The 14,166-nt window shown below is 67.2% G+C and carries 9 protein-coding genes; 4 read left to right on the top strand and 5 right to left on the bottom strand.

The annotated features are described in order from the left end of the window. Positions 1-14: 14 nt before the first annotated feature. Positions 15-1,358 (top strand): glutamate-1-semialdehyde 2,1-aminomutase, encoded by a 1,344-nt coding sequence (gene hemL, locus J7I92_RS16650; RefSeq protein WP_214842296.1) that lies wholly within the window; start codon positions 15-17, stop codon positions 1,356-1,358. Between the two features lie 105 nt (positions 1,359-1,463). Here hemL and J7I92_RS16645 read toward each other — a convergent pair whose 3' ends face one another. The 4 genes from J7I92_RS16645 to J7I92_RS16630 all read right to left on the bottom strand — a co-directional run bounded on the left by J7I92_RS16645 (position 1,464) and on the right by J7I92_RS16630 (position 5,198). Further along, positions 1,464-2,309 carry a MetQ/NlpA family ABC transporter substrate-binding protein gene (locus tag J7I92_RS16645; protein WP_214842295.1) on the bottom strand — a complete coding sequence of 282 codons (846 nt, stop codon included), beginning with the start codon at positions 2,307-2,309 and terminating at the stop codon, positions 1,464-1,466. A gap of 143 nt (positions 2,310-2,452) precedes the next feature. Beyond that, positions 2,453-3,124 (bottom strand): methionine ABC transporter permease, encoded by a 672-nt coding sequence (locus J7I92_RS16640; protein WP_214842294.1) that lies wholly within the window; start codon positions 3,122-3,124, stop codon positions 2,453-2,455. Then, positions 3,121-4,188 (bottom strand): methionine ABC transporter ATP-binding protein, encoded by a 1,068-nt coding sequence (locus tag J7I92_RS16635; protein WP_214842293.1) that lies wholly within the window; start codon positions 4,186-4,188, stop codon positions 3,121-3,123. Before J7I92_RS16635 ends, J7I92_RS16640 begins: the two co-directional genes overlap by 4 nt. A gap of 287 nt (positions 4,189-4,475) precedes the next feature. Continuing rightward, a complete protein-coding gene (locus J7I92_RS16630; RefSeq protein ID WP_214842292.1) occupies positions 4,476-5,198 on the bottom strand; it encodes a 3'-5' exonuclease in 723 nt (240 codons plus the stop codon). A gap of 128 nt (positions 5,199-5,326) precedes the next feature. On the opposite strand from J7I92_RS16630, the gene J7I92_RS16625 reads away from it, so the two are divergent. The 3 genes from J7I92_RS16625 to J7I92_RS16615 all read left to right on the top strand — a co-directional run bounded on the left by J7I92_RS16625 (position 5,327) and on the right by J7I92_RS16615 (position 12,791). After that, entirely contained in the window at positions 5,327-5,743 is a 417-nt protein-coding gene (locus tag J7I92_RS16625; RefSeq protein ID WP_214842291.1) for an MGMT family protein, read from the top strand. 86 nt (positions 5,744-5,829) lie between these two features. Beyond that, a complete protein-coding gene (locus tag J7I92_RS16620) occupies positions 5,830-9,201 on the top strand; it encodes an ATP-dependent DNA helicase (RefSeq protein WP_311380403.1) in 3,372 nt (1,123 codons plus the stop codon). Then, positions 9,198-12,791, top strand: a complete 3,594-nt coding sequence (locus J7I92_RS16615) for an ATP-dependent DNA helicase (protein WP_214842289.1) — start codon at positions 9,198-9,200, stop codon at positions 12,789-12,791. The genes J7I92_RS16620 and J7I92_RS16615 overlap by 4 nt, the downstream gene beginning before the upstream one ends. Here J7I92_RS16615 and J7I92_RS16610 read toward each other — a convergent pair. Then, complete coding sequence (locus J7I92_RS16610; RefSeq protein WP_214842288.1) at positions 12,763-14,145, bottom strand: macrolide 2'-phosphotransferase; 1,383 nt, start codon at positions 14,143-14,145, stop codon at positions 12,763-12,765. The two genes, J7I92_RS16615 and J7I92_RS16610, sit on opposite strands and share 29 nt — an antisense overlap. Between the last annotated feature and the right edge of the window lie 21 nt (positions 14,146-14,166).

Raw genomic sequence — 14,166 nt, 5'->3', positions numbered from 1 at the left:
AAGGAATAGGAACCATGACTTCCAGCTCCCCTCGCAACGAGGAACTCTTCGACCGTGCACGCCAGCTCATGCCCGGCGGCGTCAACTCACCCGTCCGCGCGTTCGGCTCCGTGGGCGGAACCCCGCGGTTCATGGTGTCTGCCAAGGGCCCGTACCTGACCGACGCCGACGGCGCCGAGTACGTGGACCTGGTGTGCTCCTGGGGCCCTGCGCTGCTGGGCCACGCCCACCCCGCCGTCCTCGACGCCGTCCACGCCGCCGTGGACCGCGGACTGTCCTTCGGTGCCTCGACGCCGGACGAAGCCAACCTGGCCGCGATCGTGAAGGAACGGGTTCCCGCCGCCGAACGCGTCCGGATGGTGTCCACCGGCACCGAAGCCACCATGACCGCCATCCGGCTGGCCCGCGGCTTCACCGGCCGCGACCTGGTCATCAAGTTTGCCGGCTGCTACCACGGCCACCTCGACGGGCTCCTGGCCGCGGCCGGATCCGGCGTGGCCACCCTGGCACTGCCCGGCTCGGCCGGCGTCACAGCCGCCACCGCCGCCGAAACCCTGGTGCTGCCCTACAACGACCTCGCCGCCGTGGAGGCCGCGTTCGCCAAGCACGGCAGCAACATTGCCGCCGTCATCACCGAAGCCGCACCCGCCAACATGGGCGTGGTGACGCCCGGCGAGGGCTTCAACGCCGGCCTGTCGCGGATCACCCGCGAGCACGGCGCCCTGCTCATCGTCGACGAAGTCCTCACCGGCTTCCGTACCGGCTACGCAGGCTACTGGGGCCTCACCGGGGGAGCCGCGGACGCCGCCGAACCGTGGAGCCCGGACCTGCTGACCTTCGGCAAGGTGATTGGCGGCGGAATGCCGACGGCGGCCCTCGGCGGCCGCGCCGACATCATGGACTACCTGGCGCCGCTCGGCCCCGTGTACCAGGCAGGCACCCTGTCCGGTAACCCCGTGGCAATGGCCGCCGGCGTCGCCACTCTGACCCACGCCACCCCCGAGGTGTACTCGTTCATCGACGCACGCTCGCTCGAACTGTCTTCCGCGCTATCTTCGGCACTGGATGCCGCCGGCGTGGACCACTCGATCCAGCGGGCCGGCAACCTCTTCTCGGTGGCCTTCGGAACCTCGGCGCAGGGCGTCCGCAATTACGACGACGCCCAAGGGCAGGAAGTGTTCCGCTACGCGCCGTTCTTCCACTCGATGCTGGACTCCGGAATCTACCTGCCGCCGTCGGTCTTCGAAGCGTGGTTCCTTTCCGCGGCACACGACGACGCCGCCATGAACCGGATCTTCGAGGCGCTTCCCGCCGCTGCACGCGCCGCAGCCTCGGCAGCGGTGCCGGCGGGCCTGTAACAGGTTAGCAACAGAAATCCCCGCCTCCCGGACGAATCCCCGCTCAATGCGAAGGGGAAAGGTCCGGGAGACGGGGATTTTAGTTAATGCTGAGTAGCAGCGGGCTTAGAACGCCACCGTCACGTCACCGTTGGGCCATTCCTTTTCGATGAACGCCTTGACCTCCGGGGAGTGCAGGAGCTCGTCGAGCTTCTTGATCCGGACGTCGTCCTTGGAGTCCTCGCGCCAGGCCAGGAAGTTCGCGTAAGGGTTGTTCTCCACGGACTCGACCGCGAGGGCGTCCTTGGTGCTCAGGCCGGCCTTGAGGATGAAGTTGCCGTTGATCAGCGCCAGGTCCACCGACGGGTCCTTGAGGTCGTTGATCAGCAGTTCAGGCTGGTTCTCCGAGAACTTCAGCTTCTTGGGGTTCTGCTCGTCAGTGAGGGTCAGCACGGAGGAATCGTCCTCGATGTTCTTCACGAGACCAGCGACTTCGAGGACCCTGAGTGCCCGGACCTGGTTGGACGGGTCATTCGTGATGGCCACCTTGGCGCCGTCCTGGATGTCCTTGATGTCCTTGTCCTTCTCCGAGAACGCGGCGTACGGCTCGATGTGGACGCCTTCGCCGTGCCCGAACTTGTAGCCCTTGGTCTTGACCTGGTCCTCATACCACGGGAGGTGCTGGTAGTAGTTGGCGTCCAGGGAACCGTCGCTCAGCGCCGTGTTCGGCGTCTGGTAGTCCTCGATTTCCTTGATGTCCAGCTTCAGGCCGGCCTTGGGCGCGAGGTCCTGGTTGAGGAACTCGAGGATTTTAGCCTGCGGGACCGGGCTGGCGCCCACGGTGAGGGTGACAGGCTTGGCCGGGTCCAGTGTCTGGGTCTCGGCGCTCGGGGCGGAGGAACCGCCGCCGCAGCCGGTCAGTGCCAGGGCAGCGGCAATGCCGGTGGCGAGGAGGGTGAGTGATTTACGCATCGGATGCGTTCCTTTCGAAGTGCATGGAGGCCGACGGCGGGCTCGCGCCCGGCGCCGTCTCCGGCATAGATGCAGCCGGCGGCTACCTGCTGCGGTGAAGATTGCCGTGGCCGTTGGACGACGGCCCACGGTAGGAGGGTGGCTTAGCGGTGGTCCAGGCTGCGGGCGATCCATTCGCCCACCAGCTGGATGACCTGTACGAGAACGATGATCAGGACGATGGTGACGATCATGACCGTGACGTCGAAGCGCTGGAAGCCGTAGTTGTATGCCAGCTTCCCGAGTCCTCCGCCGCCCACGAGGCCGGCCATGGCCGAGTATCCGACCAGCGTGACCACGGTTGTGGTGGTGGCCGCAACCAGCGCGGGCAGCGATTCGCGCAGCATCACCTTGTTGATGACCTGCATCTTGGTGGAACCCATGACCTGGGCTGCGTCGATCTTGCCGTGGTGGACGTCACGAAGGCAGGTTTCCACCAGGCGGGCGAAGAACGGGATGGTGCCGATGGACAGCGAGACTGAAGCCGCGATCGGGCCGAGGCTGGTCCCGGTCAGCAGGCGGGCCAGCGGAATGAGCGCCACCATCAGGATGGCGAACGGGATGGACCGGGTGATGTTCACGATGACGTCGCTCATGATCCGGTTGGTGACCGGCATCGGGCGCAGGCCGCCCGGGGCCGTGACGTGCAGGAAGACGCCCAGGGGCAGTCCCACCAGCACCGTGAAGAACGCCGAAATGCCTACCATCTGCAGGGTTTCGACGATTGCTTCGGGGAGGGCCTTGGCGAGGACGGGGTTGCTGAAGATGTCGTTCACAGGTTCCTTCCCGTCACGTCGTTCAATTCGGGGGCAGCGCTCACTTCAGGAGCGGCGCTGTCTGTTGCTTTGGTCGCGGCCAGCTTCGCGCCGATTCCGCGCTGGTGGAGGTAGGCAAGGACGGCGTCGTGGTCGGCATTTTCGGCGAGCTGGACCCGCAGGTGTCCGAACTGCTGGCCGCCGAGCGTCTCCACGCTGCCGGCCAGGACATTGAGGTCGATGTCGAAATGCCGGGCGACGCTGGTGAGTACAGGTTCCTTGGCGTTGTCACCGGCGAACAGGATTTCAAGGACCGGGCCGCCCTGCAGCGCACCCTTCAGGGGCTCGGACGCCGGCAGCGGCAGGAGTGCCTTGGCCAGCTTGCTCTCAAGGTCTCCGGCCACGTCCTGCAGCGCTCCGTGCTCGATGATGCGGCCCTTGGACAGCAGGGACACCGAGTCGCAGACGCGCTTCACGACATTCATTTCGTGCGTGATGATGAGCACGGTGAGCTGCAGCCGCCTGGTGAGGTCCTGGATCAGGTCGAGGATTTCGTCCGTGGTCGCGGGGTCCAGGGCAGAGGTGGGTTCGTCACACAGCAGGACGTCGGGGTCAGCGGCCAGTGCGCGGGCGATGCCGACGCGCTGGCGCTGGCCACCGGACAGCTGGGACGGGTACGCGTTTTCGAACCCTTCGAGGCCTACCAGGGACAACAGCTCGGCGACCTTGGTCCGGATCTTGTCCTTGGGCGTCCTGACGAGTTCCAAGGGATGTGCCACGTTGCCGGCGGCGGTGCGGGAGTCCATGAGGTTGGCATGCTGGAAAACCATGCCGATGCGGCGGCGTGCCGCACGGATTTCAGAGTCCCTGACTGAACTGAGCTCGGTGCCGTCAATGCTGACTGATCCGGCCGTCGGGCGATCCAGCAGTGTCAGGCAACGTACCAGGGTTGATTTTCCGGCGCCGGAATGGCCAATGATTCCGTGAATGGAACCTTTGGGAACGGAAAGGGTGACGCCGTCGAGGGCCACCACTTCCTTTTTCCCTTGGCGGTAGACCTTTCGCAGGTCAGTAACTGTGATCATTTATCCTCAGGAGGTTGGCCTCGGGCAGGGCATAGCACAAGCACGCTTTTGAACTTAATTATGTCAGCGAAGCCGCGGGGGAGTCACTTCCGCACGATGTTCCCTCCGGGCCCTTTCTAGCAGCAGGATCTTCGGTATATAAAGGAAGGCTCCGCTGTTGGTGCGGTCACGTGCAGGCAGGGCAAATTGTGCCGGGAAGGCCCGGGATCCTGTGCATCCCGGGCTTCATGTGATCCTCATCCCATGTTGTGGGCTTTTCCCTTGCGGCCGTGCTTGGGCCGGACGTCCTAGAAGTCGCCCCTGCTGGCGTCCTCGGGCGGGAGGACAGGCCAGTCGCCTTCGATCACGGTGGCGGGCTTGGTCTTGCGGAGGTAGCTCTGGAAGTCCGCTGCCTGCGTTGCCGCCCAGCCGACCTGCAGCTGGTGGAGCTGCCTGGCAGGCATCCGGAGCTTGGGAAACTTGCCGGCCATGGCATCCAGCACGCGGAGCGTCGCGAGGGCGTCCGCTGCGGACGTGTGGGCGTTGTCCAGGTTGACGGCGTACTCCTCGCACAGCGCCGTCAGCGTCCTCTTGCCCTTGCGGTACCGGTCCACCTGCTTGTTCATGACGTACGGATCCAGGACGGGGAAGCGGTTTAGCTGCGGAATGCCGTAGCGCGCCGATTCGGCAGCCAGCACTGTGAAGTCGTAACTGGCGTTGAACGCGATCACCGGGACGCCGTCGTCGAACAGACCCTGCAGCACCGCGGCCAGTTCCCGGGTCACGTCAGCAGCCGGACGGCCCTCCTGCCTGGCCCTTTCGGTGGTTACACCATGGACTTCGCTGGCTTCCGCCGGAATCTCGACGCCGGGATCCGCGAGCCACTCATGCTCCGTGATGACGCTGCCATGGGCATCCACCACCGTGACCGACGCCGTGACGATCCGGGCGGCGCGCGAGTTGCGGCCGGTGGTTTCCAAATCGAATGCGGCACGAGGCCGTGTGTCCCAGGTGGTGTCCGAAGTGCTCATGCTCCAAAACTACCGGCTGGCAACGACAGTTTTGCGCCACTCCGCAGGCGTGCCGCATGTCCGGCGGCGGCGGGAGCCCGGGCGGAAGTCCGAGGCACCGCGGCTGCGCGGACAGCTACGCTGGATTCATGCGCACGGAGTATGTCGAGGCAGTGCTGTCCCTCGTTGAGCTCGTTCCTCCGGGTGCAGTGGTGGCCTACGGGGATGTCGCCGAGCTCCTCGGCTCCGGCGGCGCCAGGCAGGTCGGCTCCGTCATGAGCCATCACGGCAGCGCCGTTCCCTGGTGGCGGGTGCTGAGGGCAAGCGGTGAGGCGCCCCCGGGGCTCGAAGCGGAAGCACTGCCGTTCTACATCCGCGAAGGGACACCGCTCCTGGGCCGCTACGCGGACTTTCTGCGCACCGGGGAGGGGCGTTGGCGTGTGGACATCATGGCGGCGCGGTGGGCCCCTGAAGATGGTGACTTTGACCTCATTGACTCAATTGCCGAGGGCCTGGAGCGGCGGCTCCATAAATTGTCGGCGCCGGATGATGAAATGACTGAGTGACTCTTACCAGCGAATCTCCCGACCTTCATGCAGGGCAGCACCTTCATGCAGGGCAGCGGGCGGATGTGCAGCCAGGCAAATTGGCAGTGGGCAGGCCGGCTGGAACGGTCGCCGGCCTGCGGCTCATTCCTCCACGCCAGGTCCACAGCGTGGTTCCCGTCCTCTCACCGGACCAGCAGGCGGCCGTGGACGTTCCGCACGGCTCCGGCCCGGTCCTCGTCCCGGGCGCTCCCGGAACCGGGAAGTCCACAGTGCTCATTGAAGCAGCGGTCCGCCGGGCCGAGCGCGACGGCGTGGATCCGGAAAGAATGCTGGTGCTCGCCCCGAGCCGCCTCGCGGCCGACTCGTTGAGGGACCGCTTCACGGCCCGGCTCAACCGCAGTTTAAGCACGACGCCGGCGCGCACCTGGGCCTCGTACGCCTTCGACCTGATCCGGCGGGCCAAAGCAGCAGGGGTCCTCCCGCTCCCGCGTCCGCCGCGGCTGCTCTCCGGGCCGGAGCAGGACCTCATCATCAAGGAACTCCTGGAAGGCCACGCCCTGCCGGGCCTCGAGCTGCCCTGGCCCGAAGACCTGGACGCTGCTTTGGAGACCCGAGGTTTCCGCCAGGAAGTACGCCAGCTCTTTGACCGCATCATCGAATCCGGCCGGACGCCCGCTGACCTGGTGGTGCTGGCGCAGCAGTGCAACCGCCCGGACTGGGTCGCCGCTGCCGCGCTCTACGCCGAATACCGCGACGTACTGGATTTGCGGATGCCGGAGGCTTTCGACCCCGCGGGAATCATCACGGCCGCCCGCCAGATCTTCCAGGATGCCCCGGAATTCCTGGCCGCCGAACGGGAACGCCTGCAGCTGATCCTGGTGGACGACATCCAGGAAGCCAACCCGGCCGTGTTCGAGCTGCTGGCCGACATTGCTGCAGGCAAGGACGCCTACGTGACCTCCTCGCCCGACACCGTCGTCCAGGGGTTCCGGGGAGCCAGGCCGGATCTCACCGCCGAACTGCAGCATCTCCTGGCTCCTGCCGGCGACGCCGACCGTCCGGGCAACCCTGCCCGTGCGGACACGGTCCTCGGGCGGCCGCTCTGGATCACCCACCGCCACAGTCCGGCCGTCGCCCAAGCATGGCTTTCGGTGGCCGGGCGGATCTCCCAGCGGGCCGGCGGCCAGTCGGCCCGCCGGCTGGAGATTGCCGAAGCAGCCGCCGAGGATCCCAGGCAGGGGCATGCCCGCGCGGACGCCGGCGTCGAAGGCCATATCCTCCCGTCTCCGGTGCAGGAGCTCCGCTACGTGACGCAGCGCATCCTGGATGCGCATCTGAACCACGGACGCGAGCTTGGCGACATCGCGGTGATTGTGCGGAACGGCGGGCAGCTGAACCAGTTGCAGCGCCACCTGACCGGACACGGCATTCCCGTGCGGGTCACCGTGGCCGAATCCGCGGTCCGGGACGAAGTCGCCGTCCGGCCGCTGCTGGATGCCTACGCCGTGGCACTGGATTCATCGGTGCTGACACCGGAATCGGCAGTCGCGCTTTTGACCTCCCGCATCGGCGGAGCGACGTCCATCGAGTTGCGCAGGCTGCGCCAGTCACTCCGCCGCGAGGAGATCCTCGGCGGCGGCGGCCGTACCAGCGATGCCCTGCTGGTCGAGTCCCTGCTCGAGCCGGGTGCACTGGCGACCACGGGCATCGAAGGCCGCTCCGCCCGCCGTGTCGCACGCATGATACAGGCCGGGCGGGAGGCTGCGCAGGCACCGGGAGGAAACGCGGAAACGGTGCTGTGGGCGCTCTGGAACTCCACGGGACTTGCCGCCCGGTGGACGGAAGCGGCATTGGCCGGGGGCGCTGCGGGAGCCAGGGCTGACCGGGACCTGGACGCCATGATGGCCCTGTTCCACACCGCCGAACGTTATGTGGACCAGCTGCCGGGCTCGGGCCCGGAGCAGTTCCTTGACTATCTGCTCAGCCAGGAACTGCCGATGGACACTTTGGCTGCCCGGGCCCAGCTGGAGGAAGCCGTGGAAATCATGACTCCCGCGAGTGCTGCCGGACGGGAATGGCCGGTGGTCATTGTTTCCGGACTCCAGGAAGGCGTGTGGCCCAATACCAGGCTCCGCGGCGAGCTCCTGGGCAGCACCCTTTTCGCTGACGCCGTCGAGCATGGGGTGGAGCATGCCCTGCAGCTGGGACCCATCAGCAGGCTGCGGGAAATCCGCTACGACGAACTCCGCAGCTTCTCCACGGCTGTCTCCCGCGCCCGCGAAGTCCTGATCTGCACCGCCGTCTCATCCGAAGATGAACAGCCGTCCTCCTTCCTCGACTACGTCGCGCCGCTGCGGCCCGGGCAGGACCGGCGGACGTTCACCCCAGTGGGACGGCCCATGACCCTCCGGGCGCTCGTGGCCGAACTTCGGCAATACGCCCAACTGGACGGGAAATCGGCGCCTGAATCCGCCGAGGCTGTCAGGGTCCTTGCCGGGCTCGCCGCGGCCGAACCGTCAGTACCCGGCGCCCATCCCGAGTCCTGGTGGGGGCTGGCCCCGCTGTCTTCCGGGGAACGGATTGTTCCGCCCGGAGGAACGGTGTTTGTCTCACCATCCAAAGTGGAATCGGTGCAAAAGTCACCCCTGGACTGGTTCGTGCAGGCCGCCGGCGGCGAAGCAGCCACTGATTTCGCCAGAAGCCTGGGGACGCTGGTGCACGCAATCGCGCAGGACCTGCCGGATGCCTCGGGAGCCGAATACGTGGCCGAACTGGTCCGGCGGTGGCCGACACTCGGCATGAAGGACAACTGGGAAGGCAAGCTCGATTTCCAGCGTGCCGAGGCCATGGTCCGGAAGCTCGCCCAGTACATCCTGGTCATGCGCAGTGAAGGCAGGAGCCTGGTGGGAGTCGAACGGGACTTCGAGGTGAAACTGCCGGACATCATGGACGCGCCGGGAGCCGGAACCGCAGCGCCCGAAGCTGACACGCCGGAAGCCGGCGTCCCTGCCGTGCGCGCGGCGGTACTCCGCGGACAGGTGGACCGGCTGGAGATCGACTCCGAGGGACGGCTGGTGGTGGTGGACCTCAAAACGGGCAAGCGCCAGCCATCCAAGGCCGATCTATCCCGTCACCCTCAGCTCGGGGCGTACCAGGCCGCCGTACTGGCAGGCGGCTTTAGCGAACCGGGTACTGTGGGCGGACGTGTTCCGCCGGCGGGGGATGTTCAGCCGGGAGGGGCCGTGCTGGCCCAACTTGGCACGAGCAACAAGAGTCCCGGCATCCAGGTCCAGGAGCCGCTGGACGGTTCGGGTGGCAACTGGGCCCTCGACATGGTGAATGAAGCAGCACGGCTCATGTCCGGCAGCCATTTCGAAGCACGCCACGACCCGGCGAAATCCGGTCACGGCGGCCATAACTGCCGGTTGCCGGATGTTTGTCCTCTTTGTCCGCGAGGAAAGCAGGTTACAGAATGACGACGGTCCCCGACGTCCCGGCACCGCGGTTTTCGCCGGAGGAGCTGACCGCCATGCTGGGCGAACGGAACAGCCCCACCGCAGAGCAGTCGGCCATTATTTCCTCGCCGCTCACGCCGCGGCTGGTGATTGCCGGTGCCGGGTCCGGCAAAACAGCCACTATGGCGGACCGGGTGGTGTGGCTCGTCGCCAACGGCTGGGTCCGGCCGGAGGAAGTCCTGGGTGTGACGTTCACGCGCAAGGCGGCCGGTGAACTTGCCAGCCGGATCCGGGCCAAGCTGACGGCTCTGCAGCGGATTGCGGCGGAGGACAAGGAACACCGGATTTTTCCTGCCGGCCTGCTCAGCGAGGACGCCTTGGAACCCAAGGTTTCCACCTACCATTCCTATGCCAGCGGCATCGTGTCCGATTACGGACTCCGGCTCGGCGTCGAACGCGACGTGGTGCTCCTGGGCGGAGCGCAGGCCTGGCAGCTGGCGAGCGAAGTGGTTGAGGCCTTCGACGGCGAATACGAGCACTTCCGCGCCGCCAAGTCCACCCTGGTGAAAGCCGTCATCCAGCTGGCAGGCGAATGCGCCGAACACCTGCGCGATCCCGCCGAGGTGCGGGAATGGCTGCTGGAGCGCGTCGCCGAATTCACCGCCCTGCCGTACATGGCCGGTGCCAAAAAGAGTTCCACCCAGACCGCCGCCGAACTGGCCGCCATGCTGCGCACCAGGGCCAGCGTGGCCGAAATGGTGGGCAGATACGCAGAAGCGAAACGGGCCCGCGGCGCGCTGGATTTCGGTGACCTCGTGGCGCTCGCCGCACGCGTCGCCAGCGAGATCCCGCTGGCGGCCGAAGTTGAACGCCAGCGGTTCAAGGTGGTGCTGCTCGACGAGTTCCAGGACACCTCGCACGCGCAGCTCGTGCTGTTTTCCCGGCTCTTCGGCGGCGGCCATGCCGTCACCGCGGTGGGCGATCCGAACCAGTCGATCTATGGCTTCCGGGGTGCTTCTGCCGGCCAGCTTTTCCATTTTGTCCGTGAATTCCCGGTCAGGGTCGAGGGACAGGGGCCGGATGCTGGTCCGCCAGATGCCGGTCCGCCCGACACGGGGAATCGTGCCGGAGCCACCGGGCACCAGGGCCCGGCCACCTCATTCGCGGTGGCACCCACCTCCTACCTGACAACCGCCTGGCGGAACGGGCGCAACATCCTTTCCGCAGCCAACGTCATTTCCGCGCCGCTCAGCGCCGCAGCAATGCAGAACGGCCCCGCGGGGGAACGGGACTCGGGGGAGTCCGTCGAGGTGCCGCCGCTGCAGCCCAGTCCGGCGGCCGCCCAAGGGAGGGTGGTCATGGGACGCTTTGCCACGGACGAGGATGAGGCCAAGGCCATCGCCACGGACGTTTTGAGGTACCGGGTCACGGACTTTGAGGACACTGCAGGAGCCGACCGGGTGCCTCCGGCCATGGCTGTCCTGTGCCGACGGCGCGCGCAGATGGAATGCATCCGGCGCGAGTTTGAAGTGCGCGGGATCCCCTACGAAATCGTGGGCCTCGGCGGTCTCCTGGACACCCCGGAGATCGTGGACCTGGTGGCCACGCTGCGGGTGCTCGCAGATCCGGGCCGTTCGGACTCCCTGATGCGCCTGCTGGCTGGAGCCCGGTGCCGGATAGGTCCCGCCGACCTCATGGCCTTCCGGGACTGGTCCGCTTTCCTGGCGCGCCGCCGGGGGCGCCCGGAGCTTGGCACAGATGACGAGGACGATCCGGGCGCCGATGTCATCGAGAGTGACATCACCGACTCGCCGAGCCTGGTGGAAGCGTTGGACTGGCTGCCGAGGGAAGGCTGGACATCGTCGCATGGCCGGACGCTGAGCGCGGAGGCCCTGAACCGGCTGCACGTGCTCTCCGCCGAACTCCGGCAGCTCCGGGGCTTCATGGGTGATGACCTCACCACGCTGCTGGGCGAAGTGGAACGGGCCATGCTCCTGGACATCGAGGTGGCTGCCCGGCCAGGCATCAGCATCCACCAGGCCCGGAAAAACCTGGACGCCTTCCATGACGCCGCAGCCGGCTTTCTGCACACCTCGCACCGCGTCGACGTCCTGGCTTTCCTGGCCTGGCTTGAAGCCGCGGCCACGGAGGAGGGCGGGCTGGACGTTGCCGCCCCGGACGTTAACCACGAAGCAGTCCAGCTGCTGACCGTACACGCGTCCAAGGGCCTGGAGTGGGACGTGGTGTTCGTACCCGGGCTGAACGCCGGTGCGTTTCCCAGCAGCAGGGATTCGCGCTGGAGCAGCGGAAGCGCGGCCCTGCCCTGGCCGCTGCGCGGAGACCATGCCGATCTGCCCCAGTGGGACCTGGACCAGCCGGACCAAAAAGGCTGGCTTGACGCCGAGAAAGACTTCAAAGCCGACGTCCAGGCCCACGGCGAGGCCGAGGAACGCAGGCTGGCTTACGTGGCATACACCAGGGCGAAGTTCGTGCTGTGGGTTTCGAGTGCTGCCTGGGTGGGTTCCCGCGCCGGAATGGCGGAGATGTCGCCGTTCCTGTCGGAGCTGGCGCCCCTCGCCGGAGTCAGCGCCGGGGCCGCGGAAGGCCCGGCCGAAGAGGCTCTGGCGCGTGCCGCAGTCGTGCATGACGCCTCGGTTGAGGAGTCATCCCTGCCGGCCGAAAGTCCTCTGACCCAGGACCTCGAGGTGGCGCTGTGGCCGTACGACCCGCTCGAAGGACCTGCCGATCCGCGCACCGGAGCCAGGCTCAGGCTCGTCCCGGGGCGCCGGGCCGCCATGGAACTGGCTGCCGGGCGCGTGCGCGGGCTCATGGCCGCGGGTCCAGAGCAATTCATGGGGGAACAGGCACGGCAGCTTCGGGGCGTTGCCGCCGACTGGGAACGGGAGGCGGCCCTGTTGCTGGAACGCCGGTTACGCAGGGCCACCGTGCAGGATGTCCACCTCCCCGGCCATATTTCCGCTTCAACCTTTGTGGAGCTGAGCGACGATCACGGCTCAGTGCTGGCCCGGCTGCGGCGGCCGGTTCCCCGGGAACCGGGCATGTCGGCCCGGAAAGGCACGGCGTTCCATGCCTGGGTCGAAGAATACTTCGGCACGGCAGGCATGCTGGACCTGGACGAGGCCTCCGGTTCGGACAACCACATTGACGAGGCCTACGGGCTGGACTCCATGGTGGAAACATTCCGGAGTTCGGAGTGGGCGCACCGCGAGCCGGCATTTGTCGAAGTTCCGGTGGAGACGCGCATCGGCGACGTTGTGGTGCGTGGCCGGATCGATGCGGTCTTCCGGGACGCCGACGGCGGGTGGGACCTGGTGGACTGGAAGACCGGCCGCCGCCCCGCTGGCGGGCAGCTGAAGGTGAAGGCCGTCCAGCTGGCCGTCTACCGTCTCGCCTGGGCCAGGCTCAAAGGCGTCCCGCTCCACAGCGTCCGCGCAGCGTTCTACTACGTGGGGGAAAACCAGGTTGTCCGCCCCCACGACCTGGGCACGGCGGAGGAACTGGAGGGCATCGTCACTGCCGCCCTCGGCGGAACGACGTCGATAGTCAAAGCAGCGGCACCGGCTACTGCGGTTTTGCGTCCACAATCCTGATGGCGGCGGTGGAGGTGTCGTCCGCTGCCCGCAGGGCCGGGGGAGGGGTGCGCTCGCCTTCTCCGACGGCCTGGGCGCCGCTGTCCTGCCCTGTCGCAGCAGGCGCACCGGCCTCGTCGGACTTCGCGGCAGGTGCCGAAGCGCCGGGACCGTCAGGGAGGTTGAGCGGTGTTGCCGGGGCAGGATCGGCCGGGATGGGCGATACGTGCACGGCAGGAACGGCGGAGGCGTCAGCTGTGGCCGGTGCCACGGGCACGGCAGGAACGGCGGCGGGATCGGCCGGTTGAGCCGCCGGCGAATCGGCCGGGATTGGAGATACCTGGACGGCAGGAACAGCGCTGGCACCGGCCGGTTGGTGCGCCGGTCCGGCTCCCGGGACGTGTTCGACGTGCACGGCCGGGACGGCCTGCGGCAGCGGTTCCACGCTGATGGGCTGCCCGCCGTACTCGGTGATGTCCTCGGCCAGGGAAGCCAGCATCTCTTCGGCTTCACCGATCATGGTCTGGTCTGCGGCGGCCATGCCCTTGACCAGATACTGGGCCAGCGCAAACTCGGCGGAGAGCGCCGCGCGGCGCAGCAGGTGGGCGTCGGGGGCGTCCCTTCGGCTCGCCGTGTAATGGCGAAGCACCGCGTCTACGAAAGCCTGTTCGTTGGAGGCCACCAGCCAGGCCATGTCGTCGGCGGGATCGCCGATGCGGAGGTCCGTCCAGCCGGTCACCGCCGTCACACGTTCGCCGTCCACCAGGAGGTTGTCCTCGTGCAGGTCGCCGTGGACCACGCAGGGATTGAACCGCCAGAGCGACACGTCCTCCATGGCATGTTCCCAGCGCCGCAACAGCACCGGAGGAATTTTTCCGGTGGTGGCGGCCTGGTCGAGTTCGTTGAGCCTGCGCTGCCGGAATTCGTTGGGCGTATAGCTGGGGAGGTCGGCGTTGCTGACGAGGGTCCTGGGAAGGTCGTGAATCGCTGCCAGCGCCGCGCCCACCTCCCGGGCCAGCGCGTCAGGGCCGGCCGTCAGCTCTTCGACGCTGCGGGTGGTGCCCGCCAGATGCGAGTAGACGAAAGTGCTGAGTGCACCCTGCCGGACGGTCCCCGCCACGGTCGGCATCAGGAAGGGCAGTTCGGCCCTGATTCCCGGGGCGAAGGCACGAAGGACCATGAACTCAGTTTCAAGGCGGGCGCTCGCCTCGGCATGGCGGGGCGAACGCACGCGCCACTGCTTGCCCTCGGAGTCCAGGAGGAGTGCCGAGTCGAAGTCTGCCGGATCGTCGGGCGCGGAGCTCACGGCGGTCGGCGTCAGTCCGGGGACTGCCGCAGTTGCTACAGCTGCCAGTTCGATCGGTTTTCTTCTCACGCATCCACGGTAGATTGACTG

This window comes from Arthrobacter sp. ISL-72 (assembly GCF_018613755.1).
Lineage (GTDB): Bacteria > Actinomycetota > Actinomycetes > Actinomycetales > Micrococcaceae > Arthrobacter.
This window is presented reverse-complemented; position numbering and strand designations above follow the sequence as displayed.